Below are 22,620 nucleotides of genomic sequence, written 5' to 3'. Positions count from 1 at the left end.
GCGACCCTTGTGTGCATGTATTACAAAGGCGATAGACCATGACCGACCAACACTGGGGCCCTACCATCAGTGGCGATATCGTAGTCATCGGCGGCGGCTCGGCGGGCATCGGCCTGCTGGCCAGCCTGCTCAAGCGCGATCCCCACCTGCATATCACCCTGATCGAACCGAGCGACCACCACTGCTACCAGCCCGCCTGGACCCTGGTCGGCGGCGGTGCCTACGACGTGAAGAAAACTCGCCGCCCACTGGCCGATGTCCTGCCCAATGGCGTCACCTGGGTACAGGCCGCCGTCACCGAACTGCTGCCCGATGAGCAGACCCTGGTGCTCGACAGCGGTCAGCGCGTCACCTGGAACAACCTGATCGTCTGCCCCGGCCTGCGCCTGGCCTGGGAAAAGGTCGAGGGGCTGCAAGACACCCTGGGCAAACATGGCGTCACATCCAACTACAGTTACCAGCACGCTGCTTACACCTGGCAGTTGGTGCAGCAACTCAAGGGCGGCAAGGCGATCTTCACCCAGCCGGCCATGCCGATCAAATGCGCGGGTGCGCCGCAGAAAGCCATGTACCTGTCCTGCGATCACTGGCTCAAACAGGGCACGCTGAACAATATCGACGTCGAATTCAACCTGGCCGGCGCCGCACTGTTCGGGGTGGCAACCTTTGTGCCGCCGCTGATGAAGTACGTGGAAAAATACAACGCCCGCCTGGCGTTCAATGCCAACCTGGTGAAAGTCGATGGCCCTGCGCGCAAGGCCTGGTTCGAGGTGAAGGACCCCGAGGGTAACGTCCGCGTCGAGGATAAAACCTTCGACCTGCTGCACGTGGTGCCACCGCAAGTGTCCCCGGATTTTATCCGCCAAAGCCCACTGGCCGACGCCGCCGGTTGGTGTGAGGTAAACCCCCATAGCCTGCAGCACCTGCGGTATCCGCATATCTTCGGCCTGGGCGACGTGTGCGGCACCACCAACGCCAAGACCGCCGCAGCGGTGCGCAAGCAAATCGTGGTGGTTGCCGAAAACCTGCTGGCCCTGCGCAAACAGGCGCCGTTGCCGCTCAAATATGACGGCTACGGTTCCTGCCCCTTGACGGTGGAGAAGGGCAAGGTGGTGCTGGCCGAGTTTGGCTATGGCGGCAAGCTGCTGCCGACCTTTCCCCTGGACCCGACCCGGGCGCGTCGTTCGATGTGGTTCCTCAAGGCGACCTTGCTGCCGTGGTTCTACTGGAACGGCATGCTCAAGGGCCGCGAATGGCTGACCCGCCTGAGCAAGGTGGACTGAATGCTGCTCGCCAGTGTGTTGGGATTGTTGATGGGCCTGGTCATGGGCCTGACCGGCGCCGGTGGCGGCATTCTCGGGGTGCCGGCGCTGGTGCTGGGCCTGGGTTTGAGCATGACCCAGGCGGCGCCGGTGTCACTGCTCGCCGTGGGCGCGGCGGCTGCGGTGGGGGCGGTCGATGGTTTGCGCCATGGCTTGGTGCGCTACCGCGCGGCGTTGCTGATCGCCTTGCTTGGCGCGCTGTTTTCGCCGGTGGGGGTGTATCTCGCCCACCAATTGCCTGAAGCCCTGTTGATGGGGCTGTTCAGCGCATTGATGGTGCTGGTGGCCTGGCGCATGTTGCAGCGGGAAAAACGCGAGGCAGGGCCGAGTGACCACGGCACCGCCTCCTGGGGCCAGAAGAACTGCATGCTCGACCAGCACACCGGGCGCCTGGCCTGGACTGCCAAATGCAGCGCGACCCTGGCCGCTCTCGGCGCAGTGACCGGTGCGGTGTCCGGCCTGCTTGGTGTCGGCGGTGGCTTCCTGATCGTGCCGGCATTCAAGCAACTCACCGACGTGCAGATGCGCGGCATCGTCGCCACCTCCCTGATGGTGATCAGCCTGCTGTCGTTGATCGGCGTGGCCGGCGCGTTGCATGCCGGTGTGCGCATCGAGCCGGTGGGTTGGGTGTTTATCGCCGCGAGTATCGTCGGCATGCTGGCCGGTCGGCGCCTGTGTTCGGTGATTCCTGCGCGTACCTTGCAAGTGGGGTTTGCCAGCCTGTGTGTCGTGGTGGCCGTGGGCATGTTGGTCAAGGCCGGTCTTACATCCTAAGTGCCGGGCCTGGACTAAACCGAACTTGCCGGGCACCCGCTGCCCCTCCAAAGCGTCCGCAAATCAGGGCCAAGGCAGCGTATGCCATGGCCCACCGCCTTTTGATAATCGCCTCCGACATCAAGTCCCCGTTGCGGAGCGCACCATGCATAATAATAAGAACGTCCCCCTGCGTCTGTTACCTGTCTTTATCCTCGGCCTGGGCCTCAGCCCATTCGCCGACGCCGAAATCATGCTGTACGACAAGGACGAAACCACCTTCTCCACCGATGGCTACATCAACGCCTTCTACGTCAATAGTGACGTCGGCCGTGCCGGTGACCAATACGACCGCCGCCAGTCGCGTGTGAAGATGGGCTTCTTGCCCAACTACCTGGGCTTCAACATGACCAAGCAGGTGGACGACCTCAAGCTCGGCGACAACCTGAAGCTGGTGGCGGAGTACAACCAGTTCCAGATCGAGGCGCATGACACCCAAGCCCAAAATGAAGACACCGATACCTTTGCCGTAGGTGCTGTCCTCACGTGGTAGTCATCTGAAATGCGATCAAAATGTGGGAGGGGGCTTGCCCCCGATAGCGGTGGATCAATCACTCATGCATCGACTGACACACTGCAATCGGGGGCAAGCCCCCTCCCACATTGGATCTCCATTGGCTTTTGAGAGAGTGGTCTTGAAAGCCTCATCCCATCGCATCCCCCACCCAGTACCCAAGTAGCATAGGCCCATGCCCAGGCCCTTCGTACACTGAAGCTTCAGAGGGGGAGGCAACGATGCACAACAGTGAAGGCGTAGTCAGCGCCATGTCCCAGGCCACCGATGCCGGGCAGGCCGCCGAGGAATTGGCCCAGCAACTGCTGCACCCGTACCTGGGTTTTGTGCTGTTTTTCTGTTCCGCGTCCTACGACCTCCAGGCCCTTGGCCAGGCCCTGCAACAGTGCTTCGGCAAGGTACGGGTGGTCGGCTGCACCAGCGCCGGCGAAATCACGCCCCAAGGCTACGGCCGTAATTGCATCACCGCGATGGGCTTTAACCACGCGCACTTTTCCATCGCCACCGAGCTGATCGATCAGGTCGAGCACTTCAGCCTGATCGGTGCCCAGGACATGGTCGAACGTCTGGTCGGTGGCTGTCGCAGCAACACGCTGGCGCCGATCAAGGGCAACACGTTTGCGCTGACCCTGCTTGACGGCCTGTCCAGCCGCGAAGAAATGGTCCTCGCCGCCCTTAGCGCGGCCCTTGGGGATATCCCGCATTTCGGCGGCTCGGCCGGTGACGACAACTTCCTCACCCACACCCACGTGTACTTCAACGGCGTGTTCCACAGCGGCGCGGCGGTGGTGATGCTGGTCAACACCTGGCTGGATTTCGAGGTGTTCACCACCCACCATATCCTGCCGCGCACGGAAAAACTGGTGGTGACCGGCGCCGACAGCGCGTCACGCCGTGTGTTCGAACTCAACGCCGAGCCCGCCGCCGAAGAGTACGCGCGGCATATCGGTGTGGCGGTGGCCGACCTCGACCACCGCACGTTCGCCGCCCACCCGTTGGCGGTGCGTATCCACGACCAATACTACGTGCGCGCTATCCAGCAGGTGCATGAAGACCTCAGCCTGAGTTTCTACTGCGCGGTGGAAAACGGCATCGTGCTGACGGTGATGACGCCCGGCCCGCTGCTGCCGAACCTGCAGGCTCTGTTCGACGGCCTGCAAGCGCGCCTCGGCGACCTGTTGCTGACCATCGGCTGCGATTGCTTTTTGCGCCGCCTGGAGCTGGAGGACAACGGCACCCTCGAACAGCTCGGCGGTTACTTGCGGGACCAGCGGGTGATGGGTTTCAACACCTACGGAGAACAGTTCAATGGCATGCACATCAACCAGACCTTCACCGGGGTCGCCATTGCCCGAGGCCGGCGCTGACCTGCCCGCTCAGCTGGCCCGGCTGCAACAGGACAACCTCAAGCTGGCGCGGATCAATGTGGCGCTGATCGAGCGCATCGAGTCCGGCATGCCCCAGGGCAACAACCCCTACACCACCTTCCAGCATTCGGTGGTGCTGGCCGAGCAAGTGCGCGAGCGCACCGACGCGCTGAACCAGGCGATGGCCGAACTCAAGGCCAGCAACCACCTGCTGATCAACGCCCGCCTGCGTGCCGAAACGCTGCGTGGCGAACAGGCGGCGGCGCAGAAAGCCCAGGAGAGCGAGCGCTGGATCCGCCTGATCACCGACAACGTGCCGGCGCTGATCGGCTACCTGAATGCCGACCTGGTCTATGAGTTCACCAACAAGGTTTATGAAGAATGGTACTGCTGGCCGCGCGGCATGATGCTCGGCCAGAGCCTGCGCGAAGTGCACAGCGAGCAGCATTGCCAGCGCCTGGACGCCTACGTCGCCCGTGCCTTGGCGGGGGAGAGCGTGACCTTCGAGTTCGCCGAAACCAACATCAACCACCAGGAACGCTACATGCTGCGTTCCTATGTCCCGAATATGCTGGCCAGTGGCGAGGTGGTGGGGATCTTCGTGTTGATCCGCGATATCACCGAACGCCGCCGCACGGCCGAAGCCTTGCACCAGGCCTACCAGCATCTGGAACAGCGCGTGGCCCAGCGCACCTCGGAGCTTACGTCGCTCAATGACCAACTGCTCAAGGAAATCGACGAGCGCCGTCGCATGGAAACCCGTCTGCGCGAAGCCAAGCTCGAGGCCGAGCAGGCCAACCTGTCGAAAACCAAGTTTCTCGCCGCCGTCAGCCATGACCTGTTGCAACCGTTGAATGCGGCGCGGCTGTTCACCAGTGCCTTGCTGGAGCGTCCCAGCGAAGCCCTGGTGCGCAATGTGAGCAACTCACTGGAGGACGTGGAAAACCTGCTGGGGACCCTGGTGGATATTTCCAAGCTGGATGCTGGCGTGATCAAGGCCGATATCGCGCCGTTCGCCTTGAGTGAGTTGCTCGACAACCTCGCCGCCGAGTACACCCAGCTGGCCCGCGCCGAAGGCCTGGCGCTGCACTTTGTCGGCTGCTCTGCGTTGGTGCGCAGCGACATCCAGTTGCTGGCGCGGATCCTGCGCAACCTGCTCAGCAATGCCATTCGCTACACCTACCAGGGGCGGGTGGTGCTGGGTTGCCGGCGTCAGCAGCAGCGCCTGTTGATCCAGGTGTGGGACAGCGGCATGGGGATTGCCCAAGAGCGCTTGGAGGAGATTTTCCAGGAGTTCAAACGCGGCGACGTGCAGCGACCGGACCAGGACCGCGGCCTGGGCCTGGGCCTGGCCATCGTGGAAAAGATCGCCGGGATACTCGGCCATCGCATCAGCGTCAGATCCTGGCCGGGCAAAGGCTCGATGTTCTCGGTGGAGGTACCGTTGAGCGCCACGGCCCCCAAGTCGCTGCCTGCGCCTTCCATGAGCGAGCCGTTGCTCGAGCGCCTGCAAGGTGCCCGGGTGTGGGTGCTGGATAACGACGCGGCGATCTGCGCGGGTATGCGTACCTTGCTCGAAGGCTGGGGCTGCCGGGTGATCACGGCGCTGTCGGAACAGGACCTGGCGCGGCAGGTGGACAACTACCATGCCGAGGCGGACCTGTTGATTGCCGATTACCATCTGGACGACGACCAGAACGGCGTGGACGCCGTGGCCCGCATCAACGCCCGGCGCGGGAGCGCGGTGCCGGCGTTGATGATCACCGCCAACTACAGCAATGAATTGAAGCTGCAGATACGTGAGCTAGGGCATACGTTAATGCACAAACCCGTCAGGCCCATGAAGCTGAAAACCGCCATGAGCCACCTGCTCAGCCGGCCCTGACGAAATGCAGATCAAATGTGGGAGGGGGCTTGCCCCCGATAGCGGTGCATCAATCAATGGATGTGCTGACTGACACTCTGCCATCGGGGGCAAGCCCCCTCCCACAGTTGATTTGTGATGTGTCAAAGGGTCAGCGACGCAGGTACGAGCCGAGAATTGAAGCAGCAGATACGGGAGTTGGGGCATACCTTGATGCACAAGCCCGTCAGGCCCATGAAGCTGAAAATCGCCATGAGTCACCTGCTCAGCCGACCCTGACAAAATGCAGATCAAATGTGGGAGGGGACTTGCCCCCTCCCACAGTTGATTTGTGATGTGTCAAAGGGTCAGCGACGCAGGTACGAGCCGAGAATTGAAGCTGCAGATACGTGAGCTAGGGCATACGTTGATGCACAAACCCGTCAGGCCCATGAAGCTGAAAACCGCCATGAGCCACCTGCTCAGCCGGCCCTGACAAAATGCAGATCAACTGTGGGAGGGGGCTTGCCCCCGATAGCGGTGCATCAATCAATGGATGTGCTGACTGACACTCTGCCATCGGGGGCAAGCCCCCTCCCACAGTTGATTTGTGGAGTGTCAGACCGTCAGCGGCGCAGGTACGAGCCGAAATCGATATCCCCGGCACTGAGTATCGCCTGCACCCGGTTATGCACATTCAACTTGCGCAAAATCGCCGACACATGGGCCTTCACCGTGGTCTCGGCAATCTCCAGCGTATAGGCAATCTGCTTGTTCGATTCGCCCTTGGTCATCCGCTCCAGCACCAGCAATTGTTTACGGGTCAGTGCCTGCAAGAGCTCCGGGGCAAACCCCGGGCTGTCATTCATCCGCCGCTGCCCGGTGTTTTTCTGGGTGCGGATGATGTCCGGCGGCAGGTACACATTGCCGTTGAGAATCTGCTGGATCGCCTCGGTCATTTGCAGGCGCGGTGATGATTTGGTGATAAAACCCACGGCGCCGTAGGTGATGGCCTGCAGCACGATCTGTTTGTCCTGCTCGGCCGAGACAATCACCACCGGGATGGTCGGCGACTCGTTGCGCAGGTTGATCAGGCCGTTGAGGCCGTGCATGCCGGGCATGTTCAGGTCCAGCAGGATCAGGTCGAGGTCGTCATGTTCCTGGGTCAGGGCGAGGGCGCTGTCCAGGTCGGCGGTTTCCATCACATCGCTGCCGGGGAAACCGTCGCTGATGACGTTGTGGATCGCCTCGCGAAACAGCGGGTGATCATCGGCGATCAGGATTTTGTACATGGCCGTTCACCTTCTTGTTGTGGTTTTTTATTCAAAGGGTTCGGGTGTCGCAGCCATTACTGGCAGGTTTGCCGCTTCCCATGCATCCAAACCATCGCGGTACCAATACACAGTGGTATAGCCCAGGTTGGCGGCCCGTTTTACCGCGTTCCAACTCAGCCAGCAATCGGCGCGGCAGTAGAACACCAGCGGGCGCGCCAGGTTGCCGCCCGTGTACTTGTAAAGGTGACGCACAAAGTAACCTTGCCACTCGGGCGTGAGGTCGCCGTCGCCGGTATTGGCCAGCCAGTGACTGCCGGGCAGGTTGGCGTGGTGCTGGTCTTCGATGAAACGACCCTGTAGCCACGGGCGGCGGTACACGTCGATCAATACCGGTGCGGGCATCTGGGCCAACAGCGTCTGCAGGGCCGGGGTGTCGACAATGACGGCCCCGGGCAGGTGTTCGGGCGTGGGGCTGCGGTACAGGCTGATGCGGTAGCCATCGGCGGAAAACAGTGGCGTGTCGGCCTGTACGTGCGTGATGAACAGGCACAACAGTGCCGCAAGTGGCAGTCTAGCGGGCAGCATGGCGGGTCCGGTCCTTATCGTTATGCCCCCATTACACGCCAGTCCCGCTGCCTTGGGAATGCGACGATAGACAGCAAAACCAGTACCAAAGTAGTAGGTCCCATTGGTCCCCGGGGTTCTAGCATGGCCAGAGGTACTGCCATGGGAGGCACTATGAACATCCTGCTGGTCGATGATCACGCCGTGGTCCGCCTGGGTTACGCCAGCCTGTTGCGCAGCGGGCTGCCGGATGTGGTGGTGCGCGAAGCAGCGAGTGGCGAGGACGCCTTGACGCGGGTGCACGAAGCGGTACCCAACCTGGTGATCATCGGCTTTGGCCTGCCGGGTATCAGCGGCCTGGAAACCACCCGCCGCCTGCGCCAGCGCCTGCCGCAATTGCGCGTGCTGTTTTTCAGTCAGCATGCCGAATTGCCCCTGGTGCGCCAGGCGCTGGAGGCCGGTGCGTCCGGCTACCTGACCAAAAGCGCGTTGCCGGCGGTGATGCTGGATGCGGTCGAGCGCATTCTTGACGGCCACACCTATATTGAACAGGACCTGGCCACCCAGCTGGCTTACCACCCCACCGACCGGCGCCTGCAAAGCATGACCCAGCGTGAGCTGGAGATTTTCCTGATGCTCGCCAAGGGCACCCCGGCGCGCGCGATTGCCGCTCAGTTGAGTATCAGCAGCAAGACCGTGTCCAATCACCTGACCTTGCTCAAGAGTAAGTTGCAGGTGAGTTCCCATGCCGAGTTGGTGCATTTGGGTATCGACATGGGGGTGGTGCGGGTGGCGGGTTAACGATCCCAGGTGGTCGGGCAATCCTTGCAACCGTCCATATTCGCATCCTGGAAATTCGCATAGTGCTGGCGGCTGCCGGTGAGCGTGGCTTTTTCCAGGTTGCTTTCGCCGAACTTGGCTTCTTGCAGATTGGCGTCGCTGAGGTCGGCGCCTTGCAGATCGGCCTTGCTCAGCCAGGTCATCTCCAGGTCGGCCGCACGCAGGTTGGCGTGGTGCAGCTTGGCCCCCGACAGCCGGGCAAATTGCAGGTAGGCGGCGCTGAGGTTGGCGTTTTCAAACTGCGCACCCTGGGCGAACAGCCCCCAGCCTTGCACGGCCATCAGCGTGGCGCCGGTGAAGTCGGCCAGGCGCAGGTTGGCTTGTTGCAGGCTGGCGCGGGTCAGGTTGGCGCCTTGCAGCTGGGCTTTTTCCAGGTTGGCCAGGTCGAGGTTGGCGTGGCGCAGATCGGCATCGCGCAGGTCGGCACCGGCCAGGTTCATTTTGCTCAAGTCCTGGTTGCTCAGGTCGGCGCCCTTGAGGTTGGCACCGGGGCATTGGCTGTGTGCGGCCAGGGTGCAGCCGTTGATGACCAGCGGCGCGTCGTCGCCCTCGTCGGCGTGAGCCAAGGGCAGGGATAGCAGGATTAAAAATGGCAGATATTTCATCGCGAGACCTCTGGGGATCCTGGGGTGAGCGGGCTTGCTGTGGCGAGCGGGCTTGCCCCGCGTTGGGCTGCGCAGCAGCCCAAAACCTGACGACTCGGTGAGGCTGGAGAAAAGCCGGGGGCCGCTTCGCTGCCCAACGCGGGACAAGCCCGCTCGCCACAAAGGATGACCCCCGCATATAGGGTGAGGTTACTTCTGCGCGGTTTTCAGGTCCCAGCTCGGGATCTTGAACACCCAGAACGACCCACCCTGTGCCACCGGCTTGGTCAGCTCCGCCATGTCGCCGCCCCACAACGGCACCGCGCCGCCGTAGCCGACTGTCACGCCGATGTACTGCTCGCCATCCTGTTCCCAGGTGATCGGCGGCGAGACGATGCCGCTGCCGGTCTGGAATTTCCACAGCTCCTTGCCGGTCTTCGCGTCGAAGGCCTTGAAGAAGCCATCGCCGGTGCCGGTGAACACCAGGTTGCCCTTGGTCGCCAGTACGCCGGCCCACAACGGCAGGTGTTCCTTGTGCTCCCACACCACCTTGCCGGTGGTCGGGTTCATCGCCCGCAGGGTACCGACGTGGTCGTCATACATGCGCTTGATGCGAAAGCCCATGCCCAGGTACGCCGAGCCCTTCTTGTAGTTGACCTCTTCGGTCCAGTATTCCTCTTTCCACTGGTTGCCCGGGATGTAGAACAGCCCGGTGTCCTGGCTGTAGGCCATGGGGTTCCAGTTCTTGCCACCCAGGAACGGCGGCGAGACTTCCACCGGCTTGCCCTTGGTTTCACCCGGCAAAGGCTTGGCCGGACGCTGGCCTTCGTTTTCCACGGGGCGGCCGGTCTTCAGGTCGATGTGGCTGGCCCAGGTGATGTTGTCGACGAACGGGAAGGCGTTCTGCAGCTTGCCGTTGTTGCGGTCGACCACGTAGAAAAAGCCGTTGCGGTCGGCGTGGCCGGTGGCCTTGATGACTTTGCCGGCCTTGTCCTTGTAGTCGAACAGCACCAGCTCGTTGTTGCCGGAGAAGTCCCAGGCATCGTTCGGCGTGTGCTGGTAGAACCACTTCACTTCGCCGGTGCTCGGGTCGACGCCGACCTGGCCGGAGGTGTAGAGGCTGTCGAAGTCGTGGGGGTTGCCGTCCTTGGAGGTGCGCGCCCAGGTGTTCCACGGGCCAGGGTTGCCGGCGCCGACGATGATGGTATTGGTCTCGGCATCGAAGCTCGCACTCTGCCAGGGCGCGCCGCCGCCGTGGCTCCAGGCCTCGACCTTGCCGGTTTCGGTGGTCGGGTCATCCGGCCAGGACGGAGCCTTGACGTCGCCGGTCGGGGTGCTGTCCTTGCCGTTCAGGCGGCCCATGTGGCCTTCCACGAACGGGCGCATCCACACCTCTTCGCCGGTGTCCGGGTCGCGCGCATACAGCTGGCCGACCACGCCGAATTCATCGCCGGAGCTGCCGTGGATCAGCAGCACCTTGCCGCTGACCTTGTCTTTGATCAGCACCGGGGCGCCGGTCATGGTGTAGCCAGCGGCGTGGTCGCCGAACTTCTTGTTCCACACCACTTTGCCGGTGTTCTTGTCGAGGGCGATCAGGCGTGCATCGAGGGTGCCGAAGTAGATCTTGTCGCCGAAGATCGCCGCGCCCCGGTTGACCACGTCGCAGCACGGGCGAATGTTGTCGGGCAGGCGGTGGTTGTAGGTCCACAGGCGTTTGCCGGTCTTCGCATCGAGGGCGAACACCCGGGAATAGGAGCCGGTGACGTAGACCACGCCGTCGCTGACGATGGCCTGGGATTCCTGGCCACGCTGCTTCTCGTCGCCGAACGAATAAGACCAGGCCGGTGTGAGCTTGAACACGTTCTTGTCGTTGACCTGGGCCAGCGGGCTCCAGCGCTGGGCGTTGGTGCCCATGCCGTATTGCAGCACGTCCTTGGTGGTCAGGTGGTCGTTGGCGATGTCTTCCCAGGTGACGTTGCGGGTCTGTTTGGCAGGCTCGGCGGCGGCGAAGCTGGCCGCACTCAAGGACAGGCTGCCGACCAGCAGGAAGGCCTGCACGGCAAGGCTCAGCGGCGAGAGGGCGGGTAGCGATCTTATTGTCATGGTTGCAGTTCCCAGTGGAGGTTATGGCCTGCACAGGGTGCGACGTGAACGCCGTGGCGAATACGGAAAAAGTCCCGGTGTTGCCGGGACAATTTCCCGAACCGCCTCTGATTTAGCAGTGCCCCACAAGGCCTGCTACCAACGGATGAGAACCCGCCCACCAAAGCAGCATACGGGTCCTGCCGGGTGCTTCCTAAGATGGTTGCCATAGCCTCTGCCAAGAGGTTTTGCGTGCACTCCCGAGGGAAAAATAATGACAACAAAACGCAACGCCTTGATTACCGCCTGCCTGCTCGCCGGTGCAATCAGTAGTGGATCCGCCTGGGCTCACGGCAACGTGACGCCCACCGCCGTGGAAACCAAAGGCCTCACCCCGATCAAGGACGCCGGCGTGCCGCTGGACGCCGATGGCTGGGCCGCCACCAACCCCTATCGCACCACGCCCGAACATGACAAAGCGGTGGAGGTCGGTGCGTCGGCCTATAACCAGAACTGCGCGGCGTGCCATGGCCTGGAAGCCAAGTCCGGTGGCATCGCCCCCGACCTGCGCATGCTCGATGCCGGCGACGCCGGCGATGAATGGTTCGTGGAACGTGTGCGCCACGGCGCCGTGCGCGATGGCCGGGTGTACATGCCGAAAATGGCCGACTACCTCAGCCAGGAAGCCCTGTGGGCGGTGCGCACCTACCTCGACAGCGTGCACGTCGAGGAGTAAGCCATGGGCCTGCGCGGGTGGTGGCTGTGCTGTGTGCCGATGCTGGCCTGGGGCGCGCCCGTCGACCCGGTGCCCTCGGTGATGTGGGCCTATTATCACCAGCGCTTGCTCGACAATGCAGCGTTTGTGTTCGACGAGCGGGTGAAGCTCCTGGCGCCGCCGTTCGCCGAGGATGCGCGCCAGGTGCCGCTGGAGATCGACGCCCGCGCCTTCAAGGGGGACGTGGTGAAGATCCTTGCCTGGGCCGAGTTGAACCCGCTGCCGCAGATCGTCGATTTCCAGCCGTTGGGGCCAGTACTGCCGTGGCTGTCGCTGCGGATTCGTATCGAACAGGCCACGCCGTTGCGTGCAGCGGTGCTCACCCGGGATGGCATGTGGCATGTCGGCTCGGCCCTGATCGATGCCGCCGGTGGCGGCTGCACCGCGCCCAGCGTGGTGCGCACCCAACCCGGCTGGGAAGAGCACCTAGGCGAAGTGCTCGGCGGCCGTTACCCGCGTGCCGAGTTCAGCCGCGTGAAACTGCAAGTTGCCCATCCGATGGATAATGGCATGATCAGCGGCATTCCCGAATTCTTTATCCACCAGGCCGAGCTGCGTGGCGCAGATAACCAACTGCTGGCACGCCTGGAACTGTTCCCCGCCGTCAGCGAAAACCCCAGCCTGGCCTTCGACATCGAAGGCCGCGAGCCCACGCGCCTGACCCTGCGCGACACCAGCGGCAACCAGTTCGAGGCGGCCATCCCATGAGCCTGCGCTGGATTGTGCTGTGGCTGCTGCTGTTCAGCCTGCCGGTGCTGGCGGACCTGGATTACGTCCTCAAACCTCGGTTGATCGCCGATAACACCTGGCTGCTGGAAGGCAGCACCGACAACTTCACCAGGGACAATGGCGGCAATATCGTCAATGTCGGGTTCATCGTCACCGAGCCCGGCGTGGTGGTGATCGACACCGGGCCGTCCAGGCGCTACGGCGAAGCCCTGCGCCAGGCCATCGCCCGTGTCACCGACAAACCGGTGATCCAGGTGCTGCTGACGCACCACCATCCCGACCACGCCCTGGGCAACCAAGCCTTCAGGGATGTACCGATTGGCGCCGTGGCCGGCACCAAGGATTTGCTGCATGAGCAGGGCGACAGCATGGCCGAGAACCTGTACCGCATGGTGGGTGACTGGATGCGCGGCACCGAAGTGGTGTTGCCCACCGAAGCCCTGCAAGCGGGGGTGAAAACCTTCGGCAGCCACGACCTGCAACTGCTGCACCTGCGCGGCCATACCGGCGCCGACCTGGCGATCCTCGACCGCAGGACCGGCGTGCTGTTTGCCGGCGACCTGGTGTTCTACCAGCGCGCACTCACCACGCCCCACTCACCGGGGCTGGCGATCTGGCTGGCGGATATCGCCACCCTACAAGGCTTGCCCTGGACCCTGATCGTGCCCGGCCACGGCCCCATTGCGACCGACGCCAAACCCTTCGAACAGATGCGTGACTACCTCACCTGGCTCGATCAATTGCTACGCGACGGGGCAGCCCATGGCAGCGACATGCCCGAGCTGATCCGCAGCCCTATCCCCGAGCGATTCGCGGGCATCAACCTGAGCCGCTATGAACTGACCCGCAGCGTGACCCACCTGTACCCCCACTACGAACGCACCCAGATGCAGCCCATCAACACCCAACAATAAGCAGAGGCCTCACCATGATCTACGCCCAACCTGGCACCCCCGGCGCCATCGTCAGCTTCAAGCCGCGCTACGGCAACTACATCGGCGGTGAGTTCGTCGCGCCGCTCAAGGGTGAGTACTTCACCAATACCTCGCCGGTCACCGGTGAAGTCATCGCCGAGTTCCCGCGTTCCAGCGCCGCCGATGTCGATAAGGCCCTTGACGCCGCCCACGCCGCCGCCGATGCCTGGGGCAAGACCTCGGCCCAGGACCGCGCCCTGGTGCTGCTGAAAATCGCCGACCGTATCGAGCAGAACCTGGAAGTGCTGGCTGTGGCCGAGACCTGGGACAACGGCAAGGCCGTGCGCGAAACCCTCAACGCCGACGTGCCCCTGGCCGTTGACCATTTCCGCTACTTCGCCGGGTGCATCCGTGCCCAGGAAGGCGGGGCCGCCGAGATCAACGAGCACACAGCGGCTTATCATTTTCACGAACCATTGGGCGTGGTCGGGCAGATCATCCCGTGGAACTTCCCATTGCTGATGGCGGCGTGGAAACTCGCGCCGGCACTCGCCGCCGGTAACTGCATCGTGCTCAAGCCGGCCGAGCAGACGCCTTTGTCGATCATGGTGTTTGCCGAGCTGATCGGCGACCTGCTGCCGCCCGGCGTGCTGAACATCGTGCAAGGTTTTGGCCGCGAAGCCGGGGAGGCCCTGGCTACCAGCAAGCGCATCGCCAAGATCGCCTTTACCGGCTCCACCCCGGTGGGCGCGCACATCATGCACGCGGCGGCCGAGAACATCATCCCGTCCACCGTGGAGCTGGGCGGCAAGTCGCCGAACATCTTCTTCGAAGACATCATGAGCGCCGAGCCTGCGTTTATCGAAAAGGCGGCCGAAGGTCTGGTGCTGGCGTTCTTCAACCAGGGCGAAGTGTGCACCTGCCCCTCGCGGGCGCTGGTGCAGGAGTCGATCTACGAGCCGTTCATGGCCGAGGTGATGAAGAAGATCGTCAAGATCAAGCGCGGCAACCCGCTGGACACCGAGACTATGGTCGGCGCCCAGGCCTCGGAGCAGCAATACGACAAGATCCTGTCCTACCTCAAGATCGCCCAGGAAGAGGGCGCGGTGCTGCTCACCGGCGGCGCGGCCGAGCGCCTGGAAGGCGACCTGTCCAGCGGCTATTACATCCAACCGACCCTGCTCAAGGGCCACAACAAGATGCGTGTGTTCCAGGAGGAAATCTTCGGCCCGGTGGTGGGCGTGACCACCTTCAAGGACGAGGCCGAAGCCCTGGCGATTGCCAATGACAGCGAGTTCGGCCTGGGCGCCGGCCTGTGGACCCGCGACATCAACCGCGCCTACCGCATGGGCCGGGCGATCAAGGCGGGTCGGGTGTGGACCAACTGTTATCACCTGTACCCGGCGCATGCGGCGTTTGGCGGGTACAAAAAATCGGGCGTCGGGCGTGAAAACCACAAGATGATGTTGGATCACTACCAGCAGACCAAGAACCTGCTGGTGAGCTACGACATCAACCCGCTGGGCTTCTTCTGACCCTCTGATTGCAACGCGGTCCCCTGTGGGAGGGGGCTTGCCCCCGATAGCGGTGTGTCATTGACATAAATGTTGACTGACCCGCTGCCATCGGGGGCAAGCCCCCTCCCACATTTTGGCCTCTGTACATTCGCGACTAATGCAGTGCGCTTGATACTTCGAAAGTAGCATTCGCTGCCCCATCTCCCCCATGCATTAATGACCCCACCGGAATTTTCCGGAACAACAAGAGGACTGCCCCCATGTGGACCAAACCTGCGTTTACCGACCTGCGTATCGGCTTCGAAGTGACCATGTACTTCGCCAGCCGTTGATCGCGGGAGCTGTCGGAAGGATGCCTCTTTGGTCTGATTGCATTCGCAGCCGGATCGGTTAGTGTGGAGCGCATTCTTCCAAAATAATAAAAACAGGCTTTCCAATGAGCCCAAATCTGAGCCTCCTGCGTAAATTCGTCTCGCCTGAAATCATCTTTGGAGCCGGTTGCCGGCACAACGTCGGTAACTACGCCAAGACCTTCGGCGCGCGCAAGGTGCTGGTGGTCAGCGACCCTGGCGTGATCGCCGCCGGTTGGGTGGCCGATGTGGAAGCCAGCCTGCAAGCCCTCGGCATCGACTACTGCCTGTACAGCGCCGTCTCGCCCAATCCGCGTGTCGAAGAAGTGATGACCGGCGCCGAGGTGTACCGCGAACACCACTGCGACGTGATCGTAGCCATCGGCGGCGGCAGCCCGATGGACTGCGGCAAGGCCATCGGCATCGTGGTGGCCCACGGGCGCAGCATTCTTGAGTTCGAGGGCGTCGACACCCTTCGCGTGCCCAGCCCGCCGCTGATCCTGATCCCCACCACCGCCGGCACCTCGGCGGATGTCTCGCAGTTCGTGATCATTTCCAACCAGCAGGAACGCATGAAGTTCTCTATCGTCAGCAAGGCGGTAGTGCCGGATGTGTCGCTGATCGACCCGGAAACCACGGCCAGCATGGACCCGTTCCTGTCCGCCTGCACCGGCATCGACGCATTGGTGCATGCTATCGAGGCGTTCGTTTCCACCGGCCACGGCCCACTCACCGACCCCCATGCGCTGGAGGCGATGCGCCTGATCAACGGCAACCTGGTGCAGATGATCGCCAACCCCACGGATATCGCCCTGCGCGAGAAGATCATGCTCGGCAGCATGCAGGCCGGGTTGGCGTTTTCCAACGCGATCCTCGGCGCAGTGCACGCCATGTCCCACAGCCTCGGCGGCTTCCTCGACCTGCCCCATGGGCTGTGCAACGCGGTGCTGGTGGAGCATGTGGTGGCGTTCAACTACAGCTCGGCGCCGGAGCGTTTCAAGGTGATTGCCGAGACGTTTGGTATCGACTGTCGCGGCCTCAATCACCGGCAGATCTGCGGGCGGCTGGTGGAGCATTTGATAGCGCTCAAGCGGGCCATCGGCTTCCACGAAACCCTGGGCCTGCATGGTGTGCGCGTGGCGGATATTCCGTTCCTGTCCCAGCATGCGATGGGGGATCCGTGCATCCTCACCAACCCGAGAGAGTCGAGCCAGCGTGACGTCGAGGTCGTCTATGGCGAAGCTCTCTGACGACCAGCAGCGCGCACTCGCCGGGTTGCTGGGGCTGGGCGACCAGTCGGCGCGCAAGAGCCATTACCCGGAACTCACGGCGCGGCTGGATGAGCTGGAGGCTGAGCGCAAGCGCTATATCCGTCTCAATGACGAGTTGGAGCAGCGGGTCGCCGCACGCACCGACGAACTGTTGGAAGCCAACCACAACCTGCAACAGCAGATCGCCCAGCGCGAGCAGATCGAACAGGACCTGCGCGACGCCCGCGACGCCGCCCAGGCCGCCAACCGCAGCAAGGACAAATACCTCGCCGCCGCCAGCCACGACCTGTTGCAACCGCTGAATGCCGCACGCTTGTTGATCGCCACCTTGCGTGAACGGTCGTTGCCCAGCGTCGAGCAGGTGCTGGTGGAGCGCACGCACCAGGCGCTGGAGGGCGCCGAGGACTTGCTCACCGACTTGCTGGACATCTCGCGGCTCGACCAGGCGGCGGTCAAGCCAGATGTGGCGCTGTACCGCCTCGACGAATTGTTCGCGCCGCTGGTCTCGGAGTTCCAGTCGGTGGCCCAGGCGGCCGGGTTGAACCTGCGGGTGCACACCGGCTGCTATGCGATCAGCACCGACTTGCGATTGCTGACGCGGATCTTGCGTAACTTCCTCAGCAATGCCTGCCGCTATACCGACGAAGGTTGCATCCTGTTGGGCGCGCGCAAGCGGGGCGATTGCCTGCGCCTGGAGGTCTGGGACACCGGGCGCGGGATTGCTGAGGACCGGCTGGAGGCGATCTTCCTCGAGTTCAACCAGCTCGACGTCGGCCGTGCTGCGGACCGTAAAGGCGTTGGGCTGGGGCTGGCGATTGTCGAGCGGATCGCCGAAATCCTGGCTTACCCGATTGCCGTACGCTCGTGGCCGGGACGGGGCTCGATGTTCAGTATCGAGGTGCCGTTGAGCAACGAGGTCCCTCTGCCGATCAGCCAGTTGCCGGCCCAGCCGACCACCGGCAACCCGCTGCCGGGACGGCGTCTGCTGGTGATCGACAACGAGGTGAGCATCCTCGACAGCATGCGCGCGCTACTCGGGCAATGGGGCTGTGATGTGGTCACCGCCACCGACCAGGCCGGAGCGTTGCTGGCGTTGGAGGGCAGGGCGCCGGAACTGATCCTGGCCGATTATCACCTCGACCATGGGGTGGTGGGGTGTGCGGTGGTCAAGCACCTGCGTGAGCATTTCGAACTGAACATCCCGGCCGTGATCATTAGCGCCGACCGCACCGACCAGTGCCGTAGGGCGTTGCGCCGGCTGGAAGCGCCGTTGCTGAACAAACCGGTCAAGCCCGGCAAGTTGCGGGCCGTGTTGAGCCAGTTGTTGGCCTAGGTCAACACGTCGCAGGTGCTTTTAGCCCATGCTCAAGGCCTGATCTAGAGCCTTGGAGTGGCCCATGAGTGCGGCATCTTTCAAATTACCCCTGGGCCTGGTCGTCGCCGTGTTGGTGATGGCCGGGGTGCTGCTGTTGCCGGTGCCCGCCGACTTGCCGGTCGCCGGGCACCGCATGCTGGCGATCCTCGCGTTTGCCGTGGTGGTGTGGATCACTGAAGCGGTGTCCTATGAAGCCAGTGCGATCATGATCACGTCGCTGATGGCCTTTCTGCTGGGCACCGCGCCGTCGTTGCAGGACACCGCGCATGTGATCGGCACCAGCCCGGCGATCAGCATGGCGCTCACCGGGTTTTCCAACCCGGCGCTGGCGCTGGTGGCCGGGGCGCTGTTTATCGCAGCAGCCATGACCCACACCGGCCTGGACCGGCGTATCGCCTTGGTGACCCTTAGCCGGGTCGGCACCAGCACCCGGCGCATCCTGCTGGGGGCGATTGCGGTGACGGTGCTGCTCAGCCTCGTGGTACCCAGCGCCACGGCGCGCAGTGCCTGCGTGGTGCCGATCATGATGGGCGTGATCGCCGCGTTCGGCGTGGACAAACGCTCGAATATCGCCGCTGGCATCATGATCGTGGTGGCCCAGGGCACCAGCATCTGGAACGTCGGCATCCAGACCGCCGCCGCGCAGAACCTGCTCACCGTCGGTTTCATGGACAAGATGCTTGGCCAGCGCGTGTCGTGGATCGACTGGCTGATTGCCGGCGCGCCGTGGGCGTTGATCATGTCGGCGGTGTTGCTGTTCCTCGTGCTCAAGTTGCTGCCGCCGGAGACCGACAGCATCCCCGGCGGTAAAGAGGCGGTGGCGCAGTCGCTGGTGGAGATAGGGCCGATGACCGGCGCGCAGAAGCGCCTGTTGAGCGTTTCGGTGTTGCTGCTACTGGCCTGGGCCACGGAAGGGCGACTGCACAGTTTCGACACCACCTCGACCACCTACGCCGGCCTGGTGTTCCTGTTATTGCCGGGTATCGGCGTGATGACCTGGAAGGATGTGCAGTCGCGCATTCCGTGGGGAACGGTGATCGTGTTCGGGGTAGGCATCAGCTTGGGAACGGCGCTGCTGACCACCCAGGCCGGGCAATGGCTGGGCGCGCAAGTGGTGGCGCATACCGGGCTTGACCAGGTGGGGCCGCTGGGTGTGTTTGCGATTCTTGGTGCGTTCCTGATCCTGATCCACCTGGGCTTCGCCAGCGCCACCGCGTTGACCTCGGCGCTGTTGCCGATCCTGATCGCGGTGTTGCAGACCTTGCCGGGGGATTTCAGCCGGTTGGGCATGACCATGCTCCTGGGGTTTGTGATGAGCTACGGGTTTATCCTGCCGATCAATGCACCGCAGAACATGGTGTGCCTGGGGACCGGGACGTTCACGGCGCGGCAGTTCGCCAAGGTGGGGGTTCTGGTGACGCTGGTTGGCTACCTGTTGATGCTGGTATTCGCTGCGACCTACTGGAGTTGGCTCGGCTGGATCTGAATACACAGGACATCCCAGCGGGGCAGGGCGACAAGTCGACTTGCCCTCGTACATTTCAGGTTCTTCGCATCAATTATGCCCTCGACATGGCAAGATGAACTCCGCTCAGGTTTACTGTCTCTGAGTATGGGTTTACCTGAGTCATCGAATGAACAAATACACCCCCCACACCTGGGAGCCCCACGAGCGCCCGAGCCTGCCCGGTTCGCCGTCTACGCCGCTGCACCCGACGCACAAGCGTTGGCTGTTCGCGATGGTGGGCGTGCTGGTGGCGATTACCGGTGGGTTGGGAAACGCACTGGTCATCGCCAACCTGCAATACCTGCAAGGCGCACTCGGCGCGACCACCGCTGAAATGGCCTGGCTGCCCGCCGCCTATGTGATGACCAACGTGTGCATGAACCTGCTGCTGGTGAAGTTCCGCCAGCAGTTCGGGCTGCGTGCATTTACCGAGGTGTTCCTGGTGCTGTACGCCTTGGTGACTTTCGGCCACTTGTTCGTCAACGACCTCAGCTCGGCCATCGCGGTGCGCGCGGCCCATGGCATGGTGGGGGCGGCGCTGAGTTCGTTGGGTTTGTACTACATGATCCAGGCGTTCCCGGCCAAGTGGCGCTTGAAGTCCCTGGTGCTGGGGTTGGGTACGGCGCAGTTGGCGTTGCCACTGGCGCGCCTGTTCTCCGAAGACTTGCTGCAAATTGCTGAATGGCGCGGGTTGTATCTGTTTGAACTGGGCATGGCGCTGATCTGCCTGGGCTGCGTATTCCTGCTTAAACTCCCGCCCGGCGACCGCTTCAAGACCTTCGAGAAACTCGACTTCCTCACCTTCGCCATCCTTGCCACCGGTGTCGCCTTGCTCTGCGCCGTGCTGTCCCTGGGCCGCATCGACTGGTGGCTGGAAGCACCGTGGATCGGCATCGCCTCGGCCTGTTCCCTGGTGCTGATCATGGCCGGGCTGGCCATCGAGCATAACCGCGCCAACCCGATGCTGATGACCCGCTGGCTGGGCAGCGGCGTGATGATCCGCCTGGCGCTGGCGGTGATCCTGATCCGCATGGTGCTGTCCGAGCAGTCCACCGGCGCCGTGGGTTTCATGCAGATGTTGAACATGAGCTACCAGCAGATGCACACCCTGTACGTGGTGATGCTGGCGGGGGCGATTGCCGGGCTGGCGGTGAGTGCGTTGACCATCAACCCGGCGCACCTGTTGATGCCGCTGGTGATTTCCCTGGCACTGATGGCCACCGGGTCGGTGATGGACAGTTTTTCCAGCAACCTGACCCGGCCGCAGAACCTGTATGTCAGCCAGTTCCTGCTAGGCTTCGGCGGTACATTCTTCCTGGGGCCGACCATGGTGCTGGGCACCAGGAACGTGCTGGCCAACCCGCGCAACCTGGTGAGTTTCTCGGTGATGTTCGGTATCTGCCAGAACCTCGGCGGCCTGATTGGCGCGGCGTTGCTGGGCACGTTCCAGATCGTGCGCGAGAAGTACCATTCCAGCATGATCGTCGAGCATCTGACCCTGCTCGATCCGCGTGTGGCCGCGCGGGTATCGAGCGGCGGTTCGGCCTATGGCGGCATTGTCGCCGACCCCGAGTTGCGCAACCTCATGGGCATTCGCAGCCTGGCCACGGCGGCGACCCGCGAGGCGAACGTGATGGCCTACAACGATGTCTTCATGCTGATCGCGATCATCGCGATACTGACCATGATCTGGATCTTTATCCGCAGCCTGTGGCTGATGAGCACGACCAAAACAGCAGCCCCTCCCGTTCAACCCAGCGGCGCTTCTTCATGACCGAACCGACTTCCACCACCACCACGACCACCAACGCCATCGCCGCCACCCCGGAAGGCACCACGCCGCCAGGCGCCTCGGTCACCGAGCCACGTTCCCTGCGGGTGCGCATCGTCTCATCGCTGGGGTTTGCCGCGATTGCCATTGTCGGGGTGCTGATCGTGTTGTATGCCTGGCAGTTGCCGCCGTTCAGCAGCGCCGTGGAAACCACCGAGAACGCCCTGGTGCGTGGGCAGGTGACGATCATCGGCCCGCAACTGAGCGGCTATGTGTTCGAAGTGCCGGTGCAGGACTTCCAATACGTCAAGGCCGGTGACCTGCTGGTGCGCCTCGACGATCGCATCTACAAACAGCGCCTGGACCAGGCGCTGGCGCAACTGGCGGTGCAGAAGGCCTCGCTGGCGAATGTGGTGCAGCAGCGCAACAGCGCCGAAGCCACCATCAAGCTGCGCCAGGCAGCCTTGGTGGACAGCCAGGCACAAGCCCGCAAAAGCACGGCCGATTTGCGCCGCAATGAAGAACTGATCAGCGACGGCTCAGTGTCCAGGCGCGAGCTGGACGTGACCCGCGCCGCCAATGCACAGACCATCGCCGCCGTGGCCCAGGCCCAGGCCAGCCTGGAAATCGCACGACAGGACCTGCAGACAGTGATCGTCAACCGTGGCTCCCTGGAAGCTGCCGTAGCGAGTGCCGAGGCCGCGGTGGAGCTGGCGCGTATCGACCTGTCCAACACCCGCATCACTGCGCCGCGTGACGGTCAGTTGGGGCAGATTGGCGTGCGCCTGGGGGCCTACGTCAACTCCGGCGCGCAACTGATGGCGCTGGTGCCGCCGCAGCTGTGGGTGATTGCCAACATGAAGGAAACCCAGATGGACAACGTGCAGGTCGGCCAGCCGGTGACCTTCACGGTAGATGCCTTGAACCACCGCAAATTCCACGGCACGGTGCAGCATATTTCCCCGGCCACCGGTTCGGAGTTCAGCCTGTTGCAGGCGGACAACGCCACCGGCAACTTCGTGAAGATCGCCCAGCGCGTGCCGGTGCGGATCACCGTAGATCCGAACCAGGCCGAGAGCGAGCGGTTGCGGCCTGGGTTGTCGGTGGTCGTCAGTATCGACACTGCCGGGCGCCTGAAAAACGCTCCACCCTGACTCAACACACATCAAAACTGTGGGAGGGGGCTTGCCCCCGATAGCGGTGTGTCA

19 protein-coding genes and 2 pseudogenes are annotated in these 22,620 nt (G+C 63.1%); 17 read left to right on the top strand and 4 right to left on the bottom strand.

Going from position 1 to position 22,620, the window contains the following annotated elements; all coding sequences use genetic code 11:
* Positions 1-38 precede the first annotated feature (38 nt).
* From BM110_RS07280 to BM110_RS30070, 6 genes and pseudogenes are all read left to right on the top strand, one after another.
* Positions 39-1,283, top strand: coding sequence for an NAD(P)/FAD-dependent oxidoreductase (locus tag BM110_RS07280; protein ID WP_093124298.1), 1,245 nt, complete (start codon positions 39-41; stop codon positions 1,281-1,283).
* Positions 1,284-2,096, top strand: coding sequence for a sulfite exporter TauE/SafE family protein (locus tag BM110_RS07275; RefSeq protein ID WP_092244676.1), 813 nt, complete (start codon positions 1,284-1,286; stop codon positions 2,094-2,096).
* 145 nt (positions 2,097-2,241) lie between these two features.
* Positions 2,242-2,571, top strand: a pseudogene (locus tag BM110_RS07270) (porin); the annotation flags it as partial.
* A 299-nt stretch (positions 2,572-2,870) separates the two neighbouring features.
* Positions 2,871-4,016 carry a nitric oxide-sensing protein NosP gene (gene nosP / locus BM110_RS07265; protein WP_093124293.1) on the top strand — a complete coding sequence of 382 codons (1,146 nt, stop codon included), beginning with the start codon at positions 2,871-2,873 and terminating at the stop codon, positions 4,014-4,016.
* A complete protein-coding gene (locus BM110_RS07260; protein WP_102630131.1) occupies positions 3,958-5,901 on the top strand; it encodes a PAS domain-containing hybrid sensor histidine kinase/response regulator in 1,944 nt (647 codons plus the stop codon). Before nosP ends, BM110_RS07260 begins: the two co-directional genes overlap by 59 nt.
* 153 nt (positions 5,902-6,054) lie before the next feature.
* Positions 6,055-6,159, top strand: a pseudogene (locus BM110_RS30070) (hypothetical protein); the annotation flags it as partial.
* A gap of 326 nt (positions 6,160-6,485) precedes the next feature.
* Here BM110_RS30070 and BM110_RS07255 read toward each other — a convergent pair.
* Complete coding sequence (locus tag BM110_RS07255; protein WP_058427587.1) at positions 6,486-7,151, bottom strand: response regulator transcription factor; 666 nt, start codon at positions 7,149-7,151, stop codon at positions 6,486-6,488.
* Positions 7,152-7,178: 27 nt separating this feature from the next.
* Entirely contained in the window at positions 7,179-7,718 is a 540-nt protein-coding gene (locus BM110_RS07250; protein WP_093512946.1) for a PQQ-dependent catabolism-associated CXXCW motif protein, read from the bottom strand.
* A 153-nt stretch (positions 7,719-7,871) separates the two neighbouring features.
* Between BM110_RS07250 and BM110_RS07245 the strand changes: the two genes are divergently transcribed.
* Positions 7,872-8,498 (top strand): response regulator, encoded by a 627-nt coding sequence (locus BM110_RS07245; protein WP_092244689.1) that lies wholly within the window; start codon positions 7,872-7,874, stop codon positions 8,496-8,498.
* On the opposite strand, the gene BM110_RS07240 is transcribed toward BM110_RS07245, so the two are convergent.
* Both BM110_RS07240 and exaA read right to left on the bottom strand, forming a co-directional pair.
* The gene (locus tag BM110_RS07240) at positions 8,495-9,142 is read right to left on the bottom strand and encodes a pentapeptide repeat-containing protein (RefSeq protein WP_071492077.1); all 648 of its coding nucleotides are present in this window, start codon (positions 9,140-9,142) and stop codon (positions 8,495-8,497) included. The genes BM110_RS07245 and BM110_RS07240 overlap by 4 nt on opposite strands.
* A 189-nt stretch (positions 9,143-9,331) precedes the next feature.
* The gene (exaA, locus tag BM110_RS07235; protein WP_083351482.1) at positions 9,332-11,224 is read right to left on the bottom strand and encodes a quinoprotein ethanol dehydrogenase; all 1,893 of its coding nucleotides are present in this window, start codon (positions 11,222-11,224) and stop codon (positions 9,332-9,334) included.
* A gap of 253 nt (positions 11,225-11,477) precedes the next feature.
* Between exaA and pedF the strand changes: the two genes are divergently transcribed.
* From pedF to BM110_RS07185, 10 genes are all read left to right on the top strand, one after another.
* The gene (gene pedF, locus BM110_RS07230; protein ID WP_093512944.1) at positions 11,478-11,939 is read left to right on the top strand and encodes a cytochrome c-550 PedF; all 462 of its coding nucleotides are present in this window, start codon (positions 11,478-11,480) and stop codon (positions 11,937-11,939) included.
* A gap of 3 nt (positions 11,940-11,942) precedes the next feature.
* On the top strand, positions 11,943-12,686 hold the full coding sequence (locus BM110_RS07225) for a quinoprotein dehydrogenase-associated SoxYZ-like carrier (RefSeq protein WP_071492074.1): 744 nt from the start codon (positions 11,943-11,945) through the stop codon (positions 12,684-12,686).
* The gene (locus tag BM110_RS07220) at positions 12,683-13,621 is read left to right on the top strand and encodes a quinoprotein relay system zinc metallohydrolase 1 (RefSeq protein ID WP_371914784.1); all 939 of its coding nucleotides are present in this window, start codon (positions 12,683-12,685) and stop codon (positions 13,619-13,621) included. The genes BM110_RS07225 and BM110_RS07220 overlap by 4 nt, the downstream gene beginning before the upstream one ends.
* 14 nt (positions 13,622-13,635) lie before the next feature.
* On the top strand, positions 13,636-15,156 hold the full coding sequence (locus BM110_RS07215) for an acetaldehyde dehydrogenase ExaC (protein WP_093512942.1): 1,521 nt from the start codon (positions 13,636-13,638) through the stop codon (positions 15,154-15,156).
* Positions 15,157-15,398: 242 nt separating this feature from the next.
* The gene (gene pqqA / locus BM110_RS07210) at positions 15,399-15,470 is read left to right on the top strand and encodes a pyrroloquinoline quinone precursor peptide PqqA (RefSeq protein WP_010209364.1); all 72 of its coding nucleotides are present in this window, start codon (positions 15,399-15,401) and stop codon (positions 15,468-15,470) included.
* Positions 15,471-15,574: 104 nt separating this feature from the next.
* Positions 15,575-16,738, top strand: coding sequence for an alcohol dehydrogenase-like regulatory protein ErcA (ercA, locus tag BM110_RS07205; RefSeq protein WP_071492072.1), 1,164 nt, complete (start codon positions 15,575-15,577; stop codon positions 16,736-16,738).
* Entirely contained in the window at positions 16,722-18,092 is a 1,371-nt protein-coding gene (locus BM110_RS07200) for an ATP-binding response regulator (protein WP_093512940.1), read from the top strand. The genes ercA and BM110_RS07200 overlap by 17 nt, the downstream gene beginning before the upstream one ends.
* Positions 18,093-18,156: 64 nt before the next feature.
* The gene (locus tag BM110_RS07195) at positions 18,157-19,620 is read left to right on the top strand and encodes a DASS family sodium-coupled anion symporter (protein WP_092244705.1); all 1,464 of its coding nucleotides are present in this window, start codon (positions 18,157-18,159) and stop codon (positions 19,618-19,620) included.
* Positions 19,621-19,768: 148 nt separating this feature from the next.
* A complete protein-coding gene (locus BM110_RS07190) occupies positions 19,769-21,415 on the top strand; it encodes an MFS transporter (protein ID WP_092244707.1) in 1,647 nt (548 codons plus the stop codon).
* A complete protein-coding gene (locus BM110_RS07185) occupies positions 21,412-22,566 on the top strand; it encodes an HlyD family secretion protein (protein ID WP_093512938.1) in 1,155 nt (384 codons plus the stop codon). The genes BM110_RS07190 and BM110_RS07185 overlap by 4 nt, the downstream gene beginning before the upstream one ends.
* The last annotated feature ends 54 nt before the right edge of the window (positions 22,567-22,620 follow it).

The organism is Pseudomonas sp. NFPP28, assembly GCF_900115535.1.
GTDB classification, from domain to species: Bacteria; Pseudomonadota; Gammaproteobacteria; order Pseudomonadales; family Pseudomonadaceae; genus Aquipseudomonas; species Aquipseudomonas extremorientalis.
Note: the sequence above shows the minus strand (reverse complement) of the source record. Positions and strands in the feature narration are given on the sequence as shown.